22 protein-coding genes are annotated in these 19,540 nt (G+C 60.5%); 13 read left to right on the top strand and 9 right to left on the bottom strand.

Annotated features, from left to right (window positions below; all coding sequences use genetic code 11):
- Window positions 1–11 precede the first annotated feature (11 nt).
- Window positions 12–1,037 carry a class I fructose-bisphosphate aldolase gene (locus FHX16_RS13900; RefSeq protein ID WP_183862144.1) on the top strand — a complete coding sequence of 342 codons (1,026 nt, stop codon included), beginning with the start codon at window positions 12–14 and terminating at the stop codon, window positions 1,035–1,037.
- Between the two features lie 139 nt (window positions 1,038–1,176).
- Window positions 1,177–2,094, top strand: a complete 918-nt coding sequence (locus tag FHX16_RS13895; RefSeq protein WP_183862146.1) for a PhzF family phenazine biosynthesis protein — start codon at window positions 1,177–1,179, stop codon at window positions 2,092–2,094.
- Here FHX16_RS13895 and FHX16_RS13890 read toward each other — a convergent pair.
- A complete protein-coding gene (locus FHX16_RS13890; RefSeq protein WP_016557171.1) occupies window positions 2,091–2,255 on the bottom strand; it encodes a hypothetical protein in 165 nt (54 codons plus the stop codon). The two genes, FHX16_RS13895 and FHX16_RS13890, sit on opposite strands and share 4 nt — an antisense overlap.
- Before the next feature lie 173 nt (window positions 2,256–2,428).
- Between FHX16_RS13890 and FHX16_RS13885 the strand changes: the two genes are divergently transcribed.
- From FHX16_RS13885 to FHX16_RS13875, 3 genes are all read left to right on the top strand, one after another.
- Window positions 2,429–3,709: an MFS transporter gene (locus FHX16_RS13885; RefSeq protein ID WP_183862148.1), complete on the top strand. Its 1,281-nt coding sequence runs from the start codon at window positions 2,429–2,431 to the stop codon at window positions 3,707–3,709.
- A gap of 21 nt (window positions 3,710–3,730) precedes the next feature.
- A complete protein-coding gene (locus tag FHX16_RS13880; protein WP_183862150.1) occupies window positions 3,731–3,922 on the top strand; it encodes a DUF1192 domain-containing protein in 192 nt (63 codons plus the stop codon).
- Between the two features lie 375 nt (window positions 3,923–4,297).
- Window positions 4,298–4,813 (top strand): DUF1465 family protein, encoded by a 516-nt coding sequence (locus tag FHX16_RS13875; RefSeq protein ID WP_016557168.1) that lies wholly within the window; start codon window positions 4,298–4,300, stop codon window positions 4,811–4,813.
- Between the two features lie 81 nt (window positions 4,814–4,894).
- Here the strand turns inward: FHX16_RS13875 and FHX16_RS13870 are convergent, their stop codons facing one another.
- Both FHX16_RS13870 and rpmE read right to left on the bottom strand, forming a co-directional pair.
- Window positions 4,895–5,365 (bottom strand): nucleoside deaminase, encoded by a 471-nt coding sequence (locus tag FHX16_RS13870; RefSeq protein WP_183862152.1) that lies wholly within the window; start codon window positions 5,363–5,365, stop codon window positions 4,895–4,897.
- Between the two features lie 166 nt (window positions 5,366–5,531).
- Window positions 5,532–5,753 carry a 50S ribosomal protein L31 gene (rpmE, locus tag FHX16_RS13865; RefSeq protein WP_007527409.1) on the bottom strand — a complete coding sequence of 74 codons (222 nt, stop codon included), beginning with the start codon at window positions 5,751–5,753 and terminating at the stop codon, window positions 5,532–5,534.
- 192 nt (window positions 5,754–5,945) lie between these two features.
- On the opposite strand from rpmE, the gene FHX16_RS13860 reads away from it, so the two are divergent.
- The 3 genes from FHX16_RS13860 to FHX16_RS13850 all read left to right on the top strand — a co-directional run bounded on the left by FHX16_RS13860 (window position 5,946) and on the right by FHX16_RS13850 (window position 8,665).
- Window positions 5,946–7,748, top strand: a complete 1,803-nt coding sequence (locus FHX16_RS13860) for an ABC transporter transmembrane domain-containing protein (RefSeq protein WP_259128963.1) — start codon at window positions 5,946–5,948, stop codon at window positions 7,746–7,748.
- A 148-nt stretch (window positions 7,749–7,896) separates the two neighbouring features.
- Window positions 7,897–8,340 (top strand): hypothetical protein, encoded by a 444-nt coding sequence (locus FHX16_RS13855; protein ID WP_183755739.1) that lies wholly within the window; start codon window positions 7,897–7,899, stop codon window positions 8,338–8,340.
- Window positions 8,341–8,476: 136 nt separating this feature from the next.
- Window positions 8,477–8,665, top strand: a complete 189-nt coding sequence (locus tag FHX16_RS13850) for a YegP family protein (protein WP_007527415.1) — start codon at window positions 8,477–8,479, stop codon at window positions 8,663–8,665.
- Window positions 8,666–8,694: 29 nt separating this feature from the next.
- Here the strand turns inward: FHX16_RS13850 and FHX16_RS13845 are convergent, their stop codons facing one another.
- Window positions 8,695–10,341 (bottom strand): FAD-binding dehydrogenase, encoded by a 1,647-nt coding sequence (locus FHX16_RS13845; protein ID WP_405049282.1) that lies wholly within the window; start codon window positions 10,339–10,341, stop codon window positions 8,695–8,697.
- Window positions 10,342–10,559: 218 nt separating this feature from the next.
- Between FHX16_RS13845 and FHX16_RS13840 the strand changes: the two genes are divergently transcribed.
- Both FHX16_RS13840 and FHX16_RS13835 read left to right on the top strand, forming a co-directional pair.
- Window positions 10,560–10,898, top strand: coding sequence for a YciI family protein (locus FHX16_RS13840; RefSeq protein ID WP_016557162.1), 339 nt, complete (start codon window positions 10,560–10,562; stop codon window positions 10,896–10,898).
- A gap of 7 nt (window positions 10,899–10,905) precedes the next feature.
- Complete coding sequence (locus FHX16_RS13835; RefSeq protein WP_183862158.1) at window positions 10,906–12,156, top strand: RNA polymerase sigma factor; 1,251 nt, start codon at window positions 10,906–10,908, stop codon at window positions 12,154–12,156.
- A 2-nt stretch (window positions 12,157–12,158) separates the two neighbouring features.
- Here FHX16_RS13835 and FHX16_RS13830 read toward each other — a convergent pair whose 3' ends face one another.
- From FHX16_RS13830 to FHX16_RS13820, 3 genes are all read right to left on the bottom strand, one after another.
- Window positions 12,159–13,190, bottom strand: a complete 1,032-nt coding sequence (locus tag FHX16_RS13830; protein ID WP_183862160.1) for a peptidoglycan -binding protein — start codon at window positions 13,188–13,190, stop codon at window positions 12,159–12,161.
- Between the two features lie 3 nt (window positions 13,191–13,193).
- Window positions 13,194–14,294: a flagellar motor protein MotA gene (locus FHX16_RS13825; RefSeq protein WP_183862161.1), complete on the bottom strand. Its 1,101-nt coding sequence runs from the start codon at window positions 14,292–14,294 to the stop codon at window positions 13,194–13,196.
- Window positions 14,295–14,394: 100 nt separating this feature from the next.
- The gene (locus FHX16_RS13820) at window positions 14,395–15,195 is read right to left on the bottom strand and encodes an inositol monophosphatase family protein (protein WP_183755743.1); all 801 of its coding nucleotides are present in this window, start codon (window positions 15,193–15,195) and stop codon (window positions 14,395–14,397) included.
- A 213-nt stretch (window positions 15,196–15,408) separates the two neighbouring features.
- On the opposite strand from FHX16_RS13820, the gene FHX16_RS13815 reads away from it, so the two are divergent.
- Window positions 15,409–15,987, top strand: a complete 579-nt coding sequence (locus tag FHX16_RS13815) for a TetR/AcrR family transcriptional regulator (RefSeq protein WP_183862163.1) — start codon at window positions 15,409–15,411, stop codon at window positions 15,985–15,987.
- Between the two features lie 72 nt (window positions 15,988–16,059).
- Window positions 16,060–16,800, top strand: coding sequence for a 3-oxoacyl-ACP reductase family protein (locus FHX16_RS13810; protein ID WP_183862165.1), 741 nt, complete (start codon window positions 16,060–16,062; stop codon window positions 16,798–16,800).
- A gap of 106 nt (window positions 16,801–16,906) precedes the next feature.
- On the opposite strand, the gene FHX16_RS13805 is transcribed toward FHX16_RS13810, so the two are convergent.
- Entirely contained in the window at window positions 16,907–17,989 is a 1,083-nt protein-coding gene (locus FHX16_RS13805) for a tetratricopeptide repeat protein (RefSeq protein ID WP_183755746.1), read from the bottom strand.
- A gap of 10 nt (window positions 17,990–17,999) precedes the next feature.
- Window positions 18,000–18,653 (bottom strand): thiamine phosphate synthase, encoded by a 654-nt coding sequence (locus FHX16_RS13800; protein ID WP_183862167.1) that lies wholly within the window; start codon window positions 18,651–18,653, stop codon window positions 18,000–18,002.
- Window positions 18,654–18,761: 108 nt separating this feature from the next.
- Here FHX16_RS13800 and FHX16_RS13795 point away from each other — a divergent pair, with 108 nt between their 5' ends.
- Entirely contained in the window at window positions 18,762–19,526 is a 765-nt protein-coding gene (locus FHX16_RS13795) for a sulfite exporter TauE/SafE family protein (RefSeq protein WP_183862169.1), read from the top strand.
- Window positions 19,527–19,540: the final 14 nt, after the last annotated feature.

The raw sequence follows: 19,540 nt of genomic DNA, 5'->3' as shown, positions 1-19,540 counted from the left end.
GAGAGAACGATATGAGCGAACGTTTGGAAGACATTGCCGTGCGTATGGTAACTGGTGGCCGTGGGCTGCTTGCAGCGGATGAATCGACGAGCACAATCGGCAAGCGGTTCGATACGATTGGACTTGAATCGACAGAAACGAGCCGCCGTGACTACCGCGAGATGCTGTTCCGTACCGACGAGGCGATGCGTCAGTATATTTCCGGCGTCATTCTCTACGAAGAGACCCTCCACCAGAAAGCCGCAGACGGCACGCCCTTCGTTGACATCATCCGCGCAGCAGACAGCATTCCGGGCATCAAGGTCGATATCGGCGCAAAACCGATGGCAGCCTATCCCGGCGAAACCATCACCGAAGGTTTGGACGGCCTCGCAGATCGCCTGGCGAAGTATTATGAAGCCGGCGCTCGCTTCGCCAAGTGGCGCGGCGTCATCGCAATTTCCTCCTCGCTGCCGACTTGGGGCTCCATGAAGGCCAATGCGCACGCGCTTGCCCGCTATGCCGCACTCTGCCAGCAGGCCAACATCGTTCCGATTGTCGAGCCGGAATGCCTGATGGATGGCAAGCCGGGCGACCACAACATCGACCGCTGTGCGGAGGTCACAGAATGGACGCTGCGCACCGTCTTCGAGGAACTGGCCGATGCCCGTGTAAGCCTCGAAGGCATGATCCTGAAGCCGAACATGGTCATCGACGGCAAGAACGCCCGCAAGGCGTCTGTCGCCGAAGTCGCCGAGCGTACCGTCGAAGTTCTGAAGCGCACCGTTCCCTCCGCCGTTCCCGGCATTGCCTTCCTCTCCGGCGGCCAGTCGACCGAAGAAGCGTCGGCGCATCTATCTGCGATCAACTCGGGCTACGACCTGCCCTGGGCGGTCACCTTCTCCTATGGCCGCGCCCTGCAGGATACGGCCCTCAAGGCCTGGGGTGGCAAGGCGGAGAATGTCGCCGCCGGACAACGTGCCTTCGCCCACCGCGCCGAGATGAACAGCCTCGCTGCCAAGGGCAGCTGGAAGAAGGACCTCGAACAGGCCGCTTAAGCCCTTCTCGGCTTACAAGACAAACAGAACCGGTCGCCCAAAGCGGCCGGTTTTTCTATTGTAACAGCGACAAGTTTCCAGCTTCTGCAGCCAGCCGTTCGCAAGTAAGGATCAAGGCATCAGCCCGTTCGGAGCCGCCATGAAAACCGTTGCCTTCACGACCGTCGATGTTTTCACCTCCACCCGTTTCGAAGGCAATCCGCTGGCTGTCATGAGTGACGCGCGTGGTCTGACCGATACCGACATGCAGAGCATCGCCGCGGAGTTCGGCTATTCGGAAGTCACCTTCGTGCTGCCGCCGGAGGATCCCGCCAATACCGCCTGTATCCGTATCTTCACGCCGACCATGGAGGTGCCCTTTGCGGGCCATCCGAACGTTGGTACCGCCTATGTGCTTGGGCGGCAGGGCGAGGTGTTCGGTCGGCCCACCGGAGACAAGCTGCGCTTCGAGGAGAAGGCGGGACTCGTCGAAGTTGACCTCAAGCGGGACCGTGGCGAGGTGCTGTCCGCATCCATTCGCGCGCCGAGACCGCTTGCTGTCGGCGACACAATCTCGGGGCACACCGTTGCCCGCTGCATCGCCATCGAACCAGACGAAATCCGCGTGTCCACGCATGGACCTGTTGTCCTATCGGTTGGGCTGAGTTTCGTAGTCGCCGAACTCGCGGACCTTGCCGCCCTCGGCCGCGCCCGACCGAACCTTTCATATTTTCAGGATGCGGCAGGGTCGACCATTGAAGGCAACCACGACTTCTCGCTGTTCGTCTACGTCCGCTCGCAGGAAAACCCGTGGATGATCCGCGCACGGATGTTTGCGCCGCTCGACAACGTGCCGGAGGATCCGGCAACCGGCAGCGCCTCGGCAGCCTTGGGCGCCTACCTCGTTTCGCTGGAGCCGGATGCGACTATGAGCGTTTCGCTGACCATAGAGCAAGGCGTCGAAATGGGACGCCGCAGCCTCATCGGGATCGACGTGGTCAAGCAGGAGGGGACGGTCACCGACGTCACGATTTCCGGAAGCTGCGCGCCAGTCATGCGCGGCGAAATCGCGTATTAGACGAAGAGGTCGCGGCCGATCAGCGCCAGCGCCCAGATTGCGAAGGCGATCAGCGCGATCTTCCAGAAATCCATGCGCCGACGCAGCCCTGGGACACCCAGCGGCTTGATCAACTGGATCGCCATCGCCAGGATGAGCAGCAGGGCGATCAGCTTGGTCATGTCTTTATTTTTCCATCTCTTCTGATTGTCACAGGACCGACATTTTTTCGCGTCACGACTGCATTTATTCATGCCGTAAAGGCATTTGGGGGCACAATCAATCTTCTCGAGGCTGGGCGACACCCGTGTGTTGCCATATGTCCTTTGACATTCAACGCATAGAGTCTGGGTATATGAAAAGAAATCTGCTGTCCGTCGCCTCACTTCTTTTCGGGACGCTCTTTCTCTTCATGGGCAACGGCTTGCAGGGCATCCTGCTTCCAGTGCGTGGCAACCTGGAAGGTTACGCAACGACCACCCTTGGGCTGCTCGGCACCTCCTGGGCGGCCGGCTTCGTCATCGGCTGCCTCGTTGCCCCCAAACTGGTGCGCCGTGTCGGCCACGTTCGCGCCTTCTCCGGCTTCATTGCGATTATCGCGATTATCGCGCTCGTAAGCGGTATCATCATCCATCCGGTCTGGTGGGTCCTGTTGCGCGCCGTAACCGGCTTTGCGACAGCCGGCACGTCGATGATCATCGAGAGTTGGCTGAACGAGCGCGCCACCAACGAAAGCCGCGGCGCGATCTTCTCGCTTTATATCTCCATCACGCTCTTCGGCGTCGTGGCCGGCCAGATGATGATTCCGCTGGAGGATGTGCGCACGCCCGTGCTCTTCATGATCTGCGGCATCTTCTACTGCATCGCGATGCTTCCGACGACGCTCTCGACCGCGGCCTCCCCGCAGCCGCTGAAGGCCGTCAAGCTCGATCTGCCGGCCCTTTACCGCAACTCTCCCGTCTCTTGCCTTGGCATTCTCCTCGTCGGTATCGCCAACGGCGCCTACGGTACGCTGGGCGCCGTCTTTGGTGCTGGCGCTGGCCTGTCCGATACGAGTATCGCGATCATGATGAGTTCCACGATCTTCGCCGGCGCCGTGATGCAACTGCCGGCCGGCCGCCTCTCGGACCGTATCGACCGTCGCTATGTCTTGGCGGCAATGTCGGCGATTGCCGCTCTCGCCGGCCTGCTGCTGGCGATCCTGCACCCCGACTCGCCCTACTTCATTATCGGTCTCGTCGTGCTTTATGGCGCTGTTGCCAACACGCTCTATCCGATCGCCGTTGCGCACGCGAACGACTTTGCCTCCGCAGAGGACTTCGTAAAAGTCTCCGGCGGGTTGCTGCTCCTTTACGGCATCGGCACGATCATCGGCCCGACCATCGGCGGGCCCGTGATGTCGATGATCAACCCGCATGCCCTCTTCCTAGTGACGGCGATCGCCCATGTGCTGATCACCGCCTATGCCATCATCCGCAGCCGCATGCGCGCCGCCGTTCCGGTCGGCGACCGCGACGCGTTTACGACTCTTTCGACTGCCACCTCACAAACGCTAACGCCCGAAAGCATGTCGCTTGCCGACCGCGGAACCGCCAAGACTCCCGAAACCGGCGATCCTGCCCTAAAATATAACTGAGGCAGACAAGGGAGGATTGAGATGAGCTTCATCGATGACGACCGGCCGCAGAAGAAGGTTGCGCATGAGATCGGTGGCGATCTTTCCGCCGTCTCGGTCGACGAATTGAGATCGCGCATTGAGCTGCTCAAGGCCGAGATCGCGAGAATCGAAGCTGAGGTGGCCAGCAAGACCTCGACAAGATCAGCGGCCGAAAGCCTCTTCCGCTCCTGATCGCCGGTTGGCTAAAGCAGCAAATCATGCCGCCGGAAAGGACTAAACCGGGACAGGTTTAAGCCGCGATTAAGCTTTATAAGGTATTACTGTACTCATCCAGATCTTCTCTGGATCTCAGACAGTTTTCCATGCGGTGAATTGGTCTGATTTTTCTCCCTGTTTTACCTTGAGAGCCGCTTTTGCGGCTCTTCTTTTTTATTGCGTTGGGGACCATTTCCATGAAACTGTGGAAGTTAACCCTTTCTTAAGAAACGCCTTGCGCAATTCCGCTAAAGCTACCATCTTAAAAGCATAAAGAGCGGCCGGAGAACCTTTTGCCTTCGGTCGACGTTACCTGACCATAAGTAGATGCGTGCAACAGGGACTATTTAAATGTCAGAGCTTGGATTGAACACGATCAGTTTTGCAGGTCGCGCTGCCTCATCCTCGCAGTTCAAGACACTGTATTCGGAAGGCATGTCGCTGGTTGAAGAAACCGCCGCCTATCTCGATGGCCAGGGCCGCGCAGCCTCGAAGGTTCTGCCGCGCATGGCATCCGTCCTCTATGCCGCTGAATCGATGCGCCTCACCACCCGCCTGATGCAGATGGCGTCCTGGCTGCTTTTGCAGCGCGCCGTCAACAACGGCGAGATGTCGCGCGATCAGGTTTTGGCCGAGAAGAACAAGGTTCGCCTCGACGGTTTCAACGTCGATCGCAACGCGCCGGGCTGGGGCGACCTGCCGGAATCCTTCCGCGATCTGATCGAACGCTCGCTGCGCCTGCAGAACCGCGTCGCCCTGCTCGACCGCGAAATCTACCGTCCGGCCGAAGCCCCGATCGTTCCTGACAACCAGAATAGCGTCCAGGCTCAGCTTAGCTTGCTGCAGACGGCTTTCAGCAACAACTAAGCCGCCTCGATACCGCATTCATGAAACCGGCTGCGTGGTGCGCGGCCGGTTTGTCTTTTGCGCGCCACGAGCTTTCAGCCGCTACGCTCTACCCAGATGCTTTGGCCAGAATTCCTGATGGACGGCAGCAGCTTCGTCTTCGATGTTCGGGCCATCGACGACGACGATGCGCGCGCCGGTTTCCAATATTGCCCGGCTCGGAACGTTCAGGCCGATCCCGGCAATCTCACCAAGTCGCGTCTCGGAGCACGCAAACACCATGCGCCCGATCCCCGACCAGTAGATCGCCCCGGAACACATCGCACACGGCTCGGTGCTGGTATAGAGAGTGCAATCCGACAGGAAAGCAGCATCGTACTTCTGCGCAGCGAGCTTGATCAGGTTCAACTCGGCGTGGTTCGTCATGTCGCGGCCGGTGAATACGCTGTTTTCGGCGCGCAGAATGACCGTCCCGTCCTTGACCAGCACTGAGCCAAACGGCTCGTCACCCCGTTCCATCGCAGATTTCGAAAGCGCGATCGCTTCTCTTAGAAACGGCTCGTGATTTTCCATCCCAGTCCCCTTCAAAGCTGGAGCTGGATGATCTTGTCTTGGATCGAACGGATTTCCAAGAGGCCGTAACGCGGGTTCAAGAAAGCAAACAGTCTCGCGGGCAGAAAGCACGCAACAAAAAACCCCGCCGAAGCGGGGTTCTTTCAATTCCACCAAGCGGCAGCGATTAGAGGCCGAGGCCGCCGAAACGCTTGTTGAACTTGGAAACGCGGCCGCCGCGGTCCATGAGCTGCTGGTTGCCACCAGTCCATGCCGGATGCGACTTGGAGTCGATTTCGAGGTTCATGACTGCGCCTTCAGAACCCCAGGTCGAGCGGGTTTCGTATTCGGTGCCGTCGGTCATGACTACCTTGATCGTGTGATAGTCGGGATGGATATCTGCCTTCATAACAATCTTCCTGCCATGCAACGTCCAATTTGACGCATATTCGTTGCGACAAGAGGACCGATTGAATAAATGAAGCCGCAGACGCAAAGGCTACGGCTTCCCATTAGGATGGGCTGCCTATACATGAAGGCCGGCAGGATAACAAGAGCCATCAGCCGCGGATGAGCGGTGTTGTAGGGGATCGGAGACGAATTGGCATACGCGGGTCAAGCAGGGGAAAAGAAGTCGCGATCGCTGAAGCCGCTAGGCCGGCTGACGCCCTATGTCGTGCGCTATCGCGGCCTGGTCGCCGGCGCTCTCGCGTCGCTTGCGCTTGCGGCCGTGACCTCGCTCGCCCTGCCGCTCGCCGTACGCCGCATGATCGATCACGGCTTCACGCAGGCCGATGGCAGCTTCATCAACAGCTATTTCCTCATGCTGATGATCATGGCGGTCGTGCTAGCCGTTGCGAGCGCCCTTCGCTATTACTTCGTCATCACGCTTGGCGAGCGCGTCGTCGCCGACCTTCGCCGCGACGTCTTCAGTCACGTGACGCGGCTGTCGCCGGCGTTCTTCGACGTCAACCAGTCGGGCGAGATCGTCTCGCGCCTGACGGCAGATACGACGCAGATCAAGTCGGCCGTCGGTGCAACGGCCTCTGTGGCCCTACGCAACCTCATCCTCTGTCTCGGCGCGATGGGCATGATGATCGTGACCTCTCCAAAGCTGTCCAGCCTGGTGATCGGTGCGATCCCGCTGATCGTCTTCCCGCTCGTCGGCTTCGGCCGCTCGGTGCGGAAACGCTCGCGTTTTGCCCAGGATACACTGGCCGATGCCTCCGCCTTCGCCAACGAGACCATCGCCGCCAGCCGCACCGTCCAGGCTTTTGGCGGAGAAGACGCTGCGGCGGACCGTTATGGATCGGCCGTCGAAACGGCCTATGCTGCCGCCCGCGCCGCGATCCGCTCGCGCGCCCTGCTGACGGGAATCGCCATCACCCTTATCTTCGGCAGCGTCGTCGCTGTTCTCTGGGTCGGAGCCCACAACGTTCTCGCGGGCACGCTCTCTGCGGGCACGCTCGGCCAGTTCCTTCTCTACGCAGTTATCGCCGCCGGCTCGCTCGGCGCTCTGTCGGAAGTCTGGGGCGAGCTTTCGCAGGCCGCGGGTGCGGCCGACCGGCTGACGGAACTGCTCGACGAGGTTTCCCCAATCGCGGCGCCGGCCGCGCCTGTTGCGCTGCCTGCTCCTGCGCTTGGCCGTGTGCAGTTCAGTGACGTGCACTTCGCCTATCCATCACGCCCCGAACGATCCGCGCTGCATGGCCTGAGCTTCGACGTCGCTCCCGGCGAAACCGTTGCGATTGTCGGCCCCTCCGGCGCCGGCAAAAGTACAGTCTTCTCGCTGCTGCTCCGTTTCTACGACCCGCAACAGGGCGCGGTGAAGATCGACGGTATCGAAGCGACGAGCACCGATCCCGACGAACTGCGCAAACGCCTCGCGATCGTGCCGCAGGATGTCACCATCTTTGCGGCTTCTATTCACGACAACATCGCCTTCGGGCGCCCCGAGGCTACGCGCGAAGAGGTGCGTGCCGCTGCGATCGCCGCCCAGGCCGACGAATTCGTTGCCCGCCTGGAGAAGGGATATGACACGGAAGTTGGCGAGCGCGGTATCACGCTCTCCGGCGGTCAACGTCAGCGGATCGCGATCGCCCGTGCCATTCTGAAAGATGCACCAGTGCTCCTGCTCGACGAGGCGACGTCGGCGCTGGACGCCGAAAGCGAAACACTTGTGCAAAAGGCCCTCGATGGGCTCATGACCGGGCGCACGACGCTTGTCATTGCCCATCGCCTCGCCACCGTGCTGAAGGTTGACCGGATTCTCGTTATGGATCAGGGCCGTGTTGTCGAAGAGGGAACGCATCAGACCCTCATTCGAGATGGGGGCATCTACGCCAAGCTCGCCAAGTTGCAGTTCGAAACTGGCGCCGGCGACTTTCTTGCCGCCGTGAAGTGATCATCGAATTACACGTCCCTTCTCAGCGAGCAGCCTGCGACGGTTGCATCGGCGTGTAATCTTTGCGCGTATATTGACATAATACACGCAAAGATTACACTCGGTTTCATGGACAGATTCATGTCGCAGCGCTCTGAGGGAGGCTCTGGTGAATTTAATAAGCTTTGCCAATATGTTGGTTGTGCTCGTCGCCATCGCCGTGGTGATATCGATGCTGCTGTGCTACCGCTCGCTCCGGGAGGCCCACGATTGGTCGCTGACCGACGCCCTGTCTGAGGAAGTCGAGTTGACGAAAACTGACGCAGCCGGAACCCCCATCGACGCCGCTGGCATCCCCCTCGCCGCCGGGCAGCTCCCACTAACCGTCACGATGATGAAAGCGAGTTCGAGCCGTTTCATCGCCCTTGTCGGAACCGTCGCGATACTGATGTTATACGTCGGCTTCGGCCTTGCCTGCCTTTATCGCTTTGCCAGCGTCAACGAGATACCCGACATGACGAAGGCGGCGAATTTCTTCTATTCCGGCCTCGTGCTTTTCGCGCCATACCTGATTAACAAGTTCTCGTCGGTCTTCTCGATCTTCAAGCCGTGATACCAGCGATTTCCTTTTCAGACCCGTCAGTCGCGTCGGTTGCAGAGCGCGCAAATATCCCGATGGAATAGTTGCGTTTTTTGTTCTACGCTGCGGCTGTAGATAGGACAACATCCTGATTCCGGGAGAAAAATCGATGTATAAGTTCGAAGTTTACAAGGACAAGGCTGGCGAGTTCCGTTTCCGTTTCAAAGCGCCGAACGGCGAATCCATGTTCGGCTCCGAAGGCTATAAGGCCAAGGCATCGGCGCTGAGCGCCATCGAATCCATCAAGAAGAATTCTCCCGGCGCAGAAGTCGTCGACACGACGAAGGCTGAGGCCTGACCCATCAGGCGGCGCTAAAAGCGCCGCCTCTACACTGCTCGTCCGGCGACCCTGCCGGAAAAGATGCAACCGCCGAGGAAAGTTCCCTCGAGCGCATTGTATCCGTGCATACCTCCACCACCAAAACCTGCTACTTCGCCCGCGGCATAAAGCCCTGGAACCGGATCGCCGCCATGGCCGATCACGCGCGCGGATAGATCCGTCTCCAGACCACCCAGCGACTTGCGTGTCAGGATGTGCAGTCGCACGGCAATGAGCGGCCCAGCCCGCGGGTCAAGCAGCGCGTGCGGCTTCGCCGTCCGCATCAGCTTGTCCCCCAGATATCGTCGCGCACCGCGGATGGCGGTGACCTGGGCGTCCTTGGAAAAGGCATTGGCGATCTCCCGGTCACGCGCCTCGATCTGCGTCCTGAGGCGGCTCGCGTCCACACGCTTCTCGCCGGTCAGTCCGTTCATGCCATCAACAAGCGCTTCGAGCGTGTCGCGAACGATGAAATCCTCGCCCCTATCCATGAACGCCTGGACCGGCCCTGGCGGCTCCTTGCCCAACCGCTTGAGAAGCAGGCGAATGTCCTTACCCGTAATGTCAGGATTCTGCTCGGAACCAGAAAGGGCAAACTCCTTCTTGATGATCGCCTTGGTGAGGATGAACCAGCTGTAGTCATGCCCAGTCGCGCAGATGGCTTTGAGCGTCGCCAGCGTATCGAAGCCGGGCATGGCAGGCGCATCAAAGCGGTTCCCATTGGCATCACACCAGAAGGAGGACGGACCCGGCAGGATACGTATCCCGTGATTGCGCCAGATGGGATCCCAGTTCTTCAGCCCCTCCGTATAGTGCCACATCCGGTCCGAATTGATCTCGCGGCCACCTGCGCGTTCGGAGATCTCGATCATTCGACCATCCACATGGGCAGGCACGCCAGCGACCATATCGGCCGGGGGCCGCCCCAGCCGCTCGACCGGCCATCTCCGGCGCACCGCGTCGTGATTACCCCCGATACCTCCTGATGTGACGATCGTCACATCGGCCCGAACCTCGAAGAGCCCCGAAAAAATGCGGTTCGTCTCCCGCCCTCGCACGGAGGCGTCGGACTGAAGGACGGTGCCGCGGGCGCCGCAGACAATGCCGTCCTGAACAAGGAGATCATCCACCTGATGCCGGAACAAAAGCGTCAAAAGACCCTTCGCTTCCGCTTCACGCACCCGACGGACAAATGGTGCAAGCACAGCAGGCCCGGTTCCCCACGTCACATGGAAGCGTGGCACGGAATTTCCGTGGCCATGCGCCAACCCGCCTCCCCGCTCGGCCCAGCCGACGACCGGGAACCAGCGCATGCCGTGCTGATGAAGCCACGAACGCTTTTCGCTTGCGGCAAATTCGAGATAGGCTTCCGCCCAGCGGCGCGGCCAATAGTCTTCCGGCCGGTCAAACGACGCTGACCCCATCCAATCCTGGCGTGCCAGGCCAAGGCTGTCACGGATCCCCATCAGCCGCTGTTCCGGGCTGTCGACGAAAAACAATCCGCCCAACGACCAGAAGGCCTGCCCGCCGAGGCTTTGTTCGCCTTCCTGTTCAACGATGCAGACCTTCCGCCCGCGATCCGCCGCTTCCGCCGCCGCCACCAAGCCGGCAAGTCCCGCGCCGATGACCAGCACATCGCATTCAATCAAAAGCATTCTCCCCCAAATCTCCGCGAGCCTACGCGGAGCCCCGCTTGGCGACAACGCCACTTTCTTGTCACCGAGATTTTTTTGGCCGGATGTCGAAATGGGCTGATGTCACGTCTCATTGTATCGGAACGGTCTTCCGCCGATCCCCGAACGTTGCAGCTTTTCAGTTTTGGTTCTTAGATGCCTGCACGCCGGTCAACGCAACGAATCTGGAGGAACGCCACATGCAATATGCGCTCATCGTTCGTGAATCATCGCGGGATTTTGCCCGCCGCACCGATCCCACCTATCGCGACGGCTGGATCGCCTACACGCAGGCTCTGATTCAGGCCGGCATCATGACCGGCGGCGCCGGGCTGACCGCACCCGAAACCGGCACGGTGGTGCGACGCAAGGGCGAGGACCACGATGTCCAGGACGGCCCCTATCCCGAAGGTAAGGAACAATTGGGTGGCTTCTATCTGATCGACGTTCCGGATTTCGACACGGCGCTCGAATGGGCGACCCGTGTTCCGGTCTCCGCAGAAGGCTCGGTCGAGGTGCGCCCTCGCCTTCAAATGTGAGGTGGGCATGACCGCCGAAGCCGAGCGCGCCGCCGAAAGGGTGGCGCGCCAATCCTATGGCAAGTTGGTTGCCTTTCTGGCGGCCCGCTCCCGTGATTTGCCGGCCGCCGAGGATGCGCTGTCGCAAGCGCTCGTCGATGCCCTGCGGGTCTGGCCGGAGCGCGGCATTCCCGACAGGCCGGAGGCGTGGCTGCTGGTCGCCGCGCGGCGCAATCTCATGCAGGGGGCGCGCCACCGAAGTGTCCAGGAAAATGCTCGCCCGACCATCGCCCTGGCCTTCGAGGAGGCGGAGGCGAGGATGAACGACGCTGCTGCCGATGCATTTCCGGACGACCGCCTGAAGCTGCTTTTCGTCTGCACCCATCCGCAAATCGATAAGAGCATCCACACCCCGCTGATGCTGCAAGTCGTGCTAGGTATTGACGCAAAAGCCATCGCGCAGGCCTTCGTCGTTTCTCCTGCTGCAATGGGGCAGAGGTTGGTCCGGGCCAAGGCGAACATTCGCGATATCGGCATTGGATTTGCGATACCCGATCGACGCTCGCTGCCCGAGCGTCTGTCCGCCGTGCTCTCTGCAATCTACGCCGCCTACGGGCTTGGTTGGGACGATCTCGATGGTGCCGATGGCGGTCGCAGTGCACTTTCCAGTGAAGCCATCTGGCTCTGCCGCGCGCTGCTTTCGATGCTTCCCGACGAACCGGAGGTTATCGGGTTGCTTGCCTTGATGCTCTATTGCGAAGGTCGGCGGGCCGCGCGGCGTAATGCCGAGGGTGACTACGTCGCGCTGGAACAACAGTCGACGGACCGCTGGAATGCGATCATGCTTGCCGAAGCTGATGCGCTGCTCCGCAAGGCAGGTGCGGTCAACCGCTTCGGTCCGTTCCAATGCATGGCCGCCATTCAGTCCGTACATACTGCGCGTCGTCTGACCGGCACGACGAATTGGGATGCTCTCCTAACCTTCTATGATGCCCTGCTGATGATGCAGCCGACGGTCGGCGCCCGCGTCAGCCGTGCTGCCGTCCTCAGCCGCACCAAAGGTGCCCAAGCCGGACTGGATTGCCTGGCCAGCATGGACGCAAAGGAAATCAAAGCCTATCAACCCTATTGGGCCGTTCGCGCGCATCTGCTGACGGAAGTCAGGAACTATCGGGAAGCGGAGACCGCCTATCTCTCGGCAATCGGCCTCAGCGACAGCCCCGCTGTGCGTGGCTTTCTCCTCGATCGCCTCGCGAACGTTCGAACGGGCGTCGCATAAACCTACTTTTCGGTCAGCTTCAGCTCGATACGACGGTTGGTGGCGCGCGCCTCCGGCGTATCGCCTGGCGTGATCGGCTGGAACTCGCCGAAACCGGCGGCGACGAGACGGTCGGCCGGCACGCCGCGGGAGATCAGGAACTTGACGACCGAGATCGCACGCGCGGACGACAGCTGCCAGTTGTCGCCATAACGACCGGTGCCGGCGAGCGGGACGTTGTCGGTATGCCCGTCGACACGCAGCACCCAGTTGATCTCGGGCGGGATTTCCTTGGCGACGTCGAGAAGCGCGGTCGCAAGCTTTTCCATCTCGACCTGCCCATCCGGATTGAGGTCCGCGCCGCCGGAAGGAAACAGTACTTCCGACTGGAAGACGAACCGGTCACCGACGATCCTGATGTTTTCGCGATCGGACAGAATTTCGCGCAGGCGCCCAAAGAAATCGGAGCGGTAGCGGTTGAGCTCCTGCACGCGTTGCGCGAGCGCGACGTTCAGGCGACGGCCAAGATCCGCGATCTTCGTCTGCGAGCTCTGGTCCTTCTGCTCGGAGGCCTGCAGCGCGGCTTCAATGGCGGCGATCTGGCTACGCAGGGCAGCAATCTGCTGGTTCAGCAACTCGACCTGGCTCATCGCCCGGTCGCTCATCTGCTTCTGTTCGTCGAGCTCTTTTGTCAGATTACCGACACGCGCTTCCGCAGCGCTCTGGCCGCCCGAGCCGGCATCAAGCAGCGCTTTCAACCGCGATCGCTCACCTTCAGCCGACGACAGGGCCGCCTGCAGATTGGCGACACTGTCCTCAAGATCCTGATTGCTTCCCTTCTCCAGCGCCAGAAGCTGCGTCAACTCGTTGATCTGGCTGTTCAGACGGTTGAGAACCTCGTCCCGGCCGGAGATTTCACGACTCAGGATATACTGGCCGACCACGAACACGGTCAGCACGAACATGATGGAGATCAGCAGCGTCGACAATGCATCGACGAAACCTGGCCAATAGTCTATCACGCGCTGAGGGCGACGATTGCGGGCGAGAGCCATGGGTTACTTGCCCTCGGTCTTTTCGGTTTGCGGCACGCGTTGAGAGCGTTCGCTCGAACCGTGCTTTTCTTGGGCGCCGATCCGCTCGGCTAGGCGATCGAGAGTGCGACGCATCGCTTTCGTCTCGTCTTGCTGGGCCTCGATCCAGTCACGCAGCATTTGCTGCTCATTTCGCATGTTCTTGACCAAACCCTGAATGCCTTCGGCAAGGTTCGCCATTGCCGCGACCGACCTCTGCGTGCCGCCGCTGCCCTCTTCCGAGATCCTGCGCATATATTCGGAAAGCGCGCGAACGTCGTCCGGCGAGACTGCCGAGTTGGGACTGATCGCGGGCATGGCCACATCCGAGCCGACATCTGTCACCGACGAAAGCCAGTTCTCCAGTTCCATGTAGAAGCGGTTCTGCGCACGGCCTGCCTGCAGATCGAGGAAACCCAGGATGAGCGAGCCGGACAGACCAAGCAGCGAAGACGAGAACGCCTGGCCCATGCCGGAAAGCGGCATCGACAGCCCTTCCTTCAGTGCACCGAGAACATCGGTCGAACCATTCGAACCCGCGTCAAGCGTCTGAATGACCGAACTGATCGAGCCGATCGTACCGATAAGACCCCAAAAGGTGCCGAGCAGACCGAGGAACACCAGGAGGCCGATCAGATAGCGCGACACGTCGCGCGATTCATCGAGACGGTTGGCAATGGAATCGAGAATGGAGCGGAATGCCGCGGTCGAAATGCCTGCCGAAGCGCTGCGGTTGCCAATCAGAGTCCGCATCGGCGCGAGCAGCTTCGGGTTGCGGCCGACCTTGTCGGCGCTGCCCGCAGCACGGAATGAATTGAACCACCGCACTTCCGGCCTGAGCGACAGCACATGGCTGAAAACCAGGATGATGCCGACGGCCAAGACCCCGAGGATCAAACCGTTGAGGCCGGGATTGTGCATGAAGGCAGTCTGGGCTTGCCGGAATAGAATGGCGGCAATGAACCCGACGATGATCAGAAACAACACCATCGTCCAAAGAAACGGCATCGGACTGGAAAGTTTATAGCTGTAATTGCCCGTGGTTTTTTCGGTCGAGCCGAACTCCGCCACATTCACATTTTCCATAGGTTCCGCAGCCTCCGGATTCATTTCAGCCGGAGACTAGAGCAACATTGCGCCGAATTGAAGTATGCGGGAACGAAAACCGTGTCTTTACAACAGCGATTTACCGTGCGGGAACCGGACGCTTGGCTACTTCAAGTAGTGCCTTCTGGATATATTCGTTGCCCGCGACAACCGAACCGGTTTCGAGAATGGACGAACCGCCATCCCAATCCGAGACATAGCCACCGGCTTCGCGGATAAGGAGGATGCCCGCCGCAATATCCCAGGCCGACAGCCCCGTTTCCCAGTAACCGTCGAAGCGACCCGCCGCCACGTAGGCAAGATCCAGCGACGCCGCGCCCATGCGGCGAATGCCGGCAACTTCACCCATCACGTGGCGAAGCTCAACGAGGAACTTGCCGTGATTGCCGCGACCGAGATGAGGGACACCGCAGGCAATGACGGAGTCCGAAAGCACGCGCCGAGCGCCGACGCGCAGCCGGCGATCGTTCAGGAAGGCGCCACCGCCGCGCTCGGCGGTATAGAGTTCGTCGGTTGCAGGATTGAAGACGACGCCGGCGACGATCTCATTGTTGCGCTCGAGCGCGATCGAGACTGCAAACATTGGAATGCCGTGCAGGAAGTTGGTCGTGCCGTCGAGCGGATCGACGATCCAGCGATGCGCGCCGTCCGTGCCCTTGATCTCCTCGCTCTCCTCGCCGAGAAAGCCGTAGGTGGGGCGCGCCTTCAGGAGCTCGTCCTTGACGATCTTCTCCGCCTTGCGGTCGGCATTGGAGACGAAGTCACCCGGGCCCTTCACCGAAACCTGCAGGTTCTGTACTTCCCCGAAATCACGCCCCAGCGATTTGCCTGCCTTGATGGCAGCCTGAACCATGACATTGAGGAGAGCTGAACGAGCCATGTGAGCACTTTTCCTTGAGCGATAATACGGTACGCGCTGTCAGGGCGGGGTGGGTCCCTGATCGCCAGATAGGGCAGCGCTTATAAGATTGGCGGCCTCAAGACCACAAAATAGGGAAAATTTCAAGAGGAGACCGCCGCGCCGCCCTTCACTCGCACAAATGACCGCAATAATATTCTGGACAGAACGATCTAAAATCGCTATTTGTACGTCATGGCAAGACACAAGGAATTCGAAAAGGACAAGGCTCTCGACGCCGCGATCGGCGTCTTCGCTCAGCATGGCTATGAGGGAAGCTCCACAGACGCGCTGCTGTCAGCGATGAAGATCAGCCGCCAGAGCATGTACGATACGTTCGGCGACAAGCGCAGCCTCTATCTGCAGGCTCTGAAACGCTACAATACCGCCAGCATTCAGCAGATCATCGCCGACATGCAGGACAGCGACCAGCCGCTTGACGCGCTGGAGGGCGCCCTCTTTGCCTTTGCATCGAGACCAACATCGGAGGCGTCGAAAGGCTGCCTTGGTGTCAGCGCGATTTGCGAGTTCGGCCGGACCGATACCGAGGTGTCGCTTCTGACCGACAGCGCCTCCACCGTGCTGGGCAAGGCAATCCATGCGCTCCTCCTGGACAGCCGGACGAAAGGGCAGCTGTCCACCGAAATTGACCCAGAGGCCGCCACCCAGTTCCTTGGTGCTACTCTCTCCGGCATGAAGGTCAGCGCCCGCAACGGTGCCAGCACCGAAACGCTGCGCGCCATCGCCGGTCTCGCTATCCGCAGCTTACGATAACAGATCAATCGAAGAAGGATGACTTCCCATGTTCGATTCTAGACTAAACAGTCCAATAAGGAGAAAAACAAGATGACCAAACCACTTGAAGGAAAAGTCGCAATCGTGACAGGCGGCTCGCGCGGCATCGGCGCGGCGATCGTGCGGAGACTGGCTGCGGATGGCGCCTCGGTCGCCTTCACCTTTGCCAACTCGAAAGACAAGGCCGAGGCGATCGTCAGTGAAATCAAGGCGAAGGGCGGCAGGGCATTTGCAATTCACGCCGACAGCGCGGACGCGGCGGCGGTGCAAAGGGCCATCGACACGGCCGTCGACCATTTCGGCACGCTCGACATTCTCGTGAACAATGCAGGAATTCTGTTGCTGAATAGCCTGGAAGATTTCCCGCTTGAGGACTTCGATCGTATGTTTGCAGTCAACGTCAGAGCGGTCTTTGCCGGCACGCAGGCGGCGGCAAAATACATGCAAACCGGCGGCCGCGTCATAAACATCGGTAGCGTGGTTGCCGAGCGCAGCGGCTTTCCGACATCCGCCGTTTACAGCATGACCAAAGGCGCTGTCGCCGCCATGACACGTGGCCTCGCACGCGATCTCGGTCCGCGAGGCATCACCGTCAACGCCATCCAGCCCGGCCCCACAGAAACCGACATGAATCCTGACCCGCACTCAAACGACATGTTGAAGGGCTTGATGGCACTCGGCCGCCTCGGGGAGGATCGAGAAATCGCAAGCTTCGTGGCCTACCTTGCAAGCCCGGAAGCTTCCTTCATCACCGGCGCCGGCCTGACGATCGACGGTGGCTATCTGGCCTGAGCAATGCCGGCGGCCCGGGCCGTCGGACGTTCAAAACTTCTGCTGCGTGATCAGGACCTCACGGGCAATCTGATCGAAGACCTCTTCGCAGACGCCCTCTTCTAAATTATTGGAACCGGCGGAACTTGTTGGCGGCATCGATGGCCGCCTTCTGCTGGTCTTCCTCGATGCCGAGGTAGAAATCTTCGAGGGCCGGGTCAGGCAGGCCGGCGCGACGCGATAGCACATACCATTTCGCGGCCTCGACCGGGTCCGGCTTGGTACCGAGGGCGTTGATGTAGAGGTGCGCCAGCTTGTTTTGAGCCACCACGTTGCCGCGATTGGCCGCAAGCCGCAACCATTGGAAACCCTTGACGAAATCGCGCGGCCCATTCTGGCCGTTGACCAACCAGATGCCAAGATCGACCTGGGCGGTGTCGTAGCCCGCATGCGCAGCGCGCGCCATCCATTCGCGCGCCAGCTGCTTCTTTTCGTCCGGCAGGTCGGGCAGCGAGGCGTAAATCTCGGCCACCGCATACTGCGCGTCGGCGATGCCCTGTTCGGCAGCCCTCTCGTAGTACGGCAGCGCGAGCTTCAGTCCCTTGTCACCCGGATTGTCGGCCGTCAGGATCTGGCCCCAATTGAACTGTGCAGACGAATTTCCGGCGTCGGCCGCCTTGTGCATATATTCGTCGGCCTTGGCCTTGTCGCGTTTGACGAACCGCCCCTCGATCAGCATCAGCGAATACTTGAACATCGCCGCAGGGTCGCCGCCTTCCGCACCCTTGCTGTACCAGAAAGCCGCGTTCTTCATGTCGCGCTTGACACCCAGGCCGTCCGCCAGGAGTTCACCCATCAGCGTCTGCGCGGCCGGATCGCCAAGCTGGGCGCGCGGCAGAGCTCTTTCCATCGCCGTCAGATAGTAGCCACGCTGATAGGCTCCGTAGGCCTCGTCAACCTGTCCCTTATAGTCCTTTTCCGGCGGCAGATCGGGCAGCTTGGCGCCCATGCGGTCAAAGACCCCGACGCCGGTCGATGGACCAGTGCCGTCTGCCTGGGGCCGTCCTGTTTTCAGTGTCTCCGGGGCGGTCGAGAGCGGCCGCGTCACGACGTTGTCGACCGTCTGGGCGAAAACGCCATGCGTCAGCCCCGCCAGGATGACGACGGCAAAGGCAGCGGAAACGCGCAGGGAGCGGGACAGGATCGGCATGTGCGCGATATCAATCCTCAAACCGTGGCGCTTTTTCGTCCAACAGCGCATTGACCTCGGCGACGATGATTGGCGCACGTCCGGCGTCGCCGAAAACCGCAAGCCGCAACGCCACGAACTCAGCCCCAGTCTCCGCCACCGCGAGCGCGGAAGCCGGATCCGTTCCACCCATCACGATGCAGGGGATCTCGATCATCGAAGCCCACCACTCACCGAGTGCGAGGTTTTTGGGATGCGCCTCCGGCTTGATGTCGCCGTCGAGCTTGCCGAAGAAGATATAATCCGGGCGTTCCTCGCCAATTTCCAGTGCATGATGGCGGTCGGCGGCATTGCCGCCGCCGACGATCAGCTTATCGGCATACTTGTCGATCGCCTCAGAAATTTCGCTGGCCGGACCGGTCAGATGCAGGCCATCCGCCTTGGTGCGCCCGACAACGCGGCTGTCGCCCGCAAGTAGCGCTGCAGCGCCCGCGTGCTGGATGATTGGAACCAGCTTTTCGGCATGCTTCTGAAACTCGCCATCGTTGAGAGCGTATTGCGGCACGATCACCGAGGCGACGTCACCGCCCTTCAAGGCATCGCCGACGACCTTTGCCTGCTCATCAGCATCGGCAAGGTCGGGAGCAATCAGAACTAGGCGGCAGCGGTTTTCCGGTTCGGTCATGAACTCTTTCCATTTACAGCGGAACAGGCCGTTTTGCGGCCGATCTGCACTCGTCCTGTGTGAGTAATTCCGTTAGACGGGGCTGGCAAGGGGAGGATTTTCAAAAGCATGCCGATGGACCTGTCATTTTATTACGCCGCCGTTCCCGCTGTCATTCTGGTTGGACTTGCAAAGGGCGGCATGGGCGATGCGCTGTCACTGATCGGACTACCCTTTCTCGCCCTCGTTGTCTCACCCGTTCAGGCGGCTGCAATCCTGCTTCCGATCCTCATTTTCATGGACATGATCTCACTCGTGATCTGGCGCAAGCACGGCGACTGGACAACGCTGAGGATCATGCTGCCGGGAGCGCTGTTCGGGATCGCCCTCGGCTGGGCAACCTCCGCCCTCGTGCCGGGCAATGTGCTTCGCGTCGTCATTGGCGTCGTCACTATCCTCTTTTGCCTGCGCTATTTCTGGAACAACTTTGGCCCCGCCGCCGGAAAGAACACACCACCCCACGGCCAGCGACCGCTGCTGGCGACGATCTGGGGAAGCCTCTCAGGCTATGGTAGTTTCGTCGCCCATGCCGGCGGCGCGCCGTTCCAGATCTATGCACTGCCGCTGCAGATGCAACCCCGCGAATATACCGGCACGAGCGTCCGCTTCTTCGCGATCCTCAATGCCGTAAAGCTCATTCCGTACTTCGCGCTTGGCCAGCTCGACACGCAGAACCTCGCCACATCCGCCACGCTTCTGCCGTTTGCCCCGCTTGCGACAATTGCCGGCGCCTGGTGCGTGCGTCGTATGAAGCCGGCGATCTTCTATCCTTTCATGTATGCGATGGCCCTCGTTGCGGCGGTTTTGATCGCTAAGGAAGGCGCCGGTTTCTAACCATTTTGGGTTTC

The organism is Rhizobium sp. BK661 (assembly GCF_024808825.1).
GTDB lineage: Bacteria > Pseudomonadota > Alphaproteobacteria > Rhizobiales > Rhizobiaceae > Rhizobium.
Note: the sequence above shows the minus strand (reverse complement) of the source record. Positions and strands in the feature narration are given on the sequence as shown.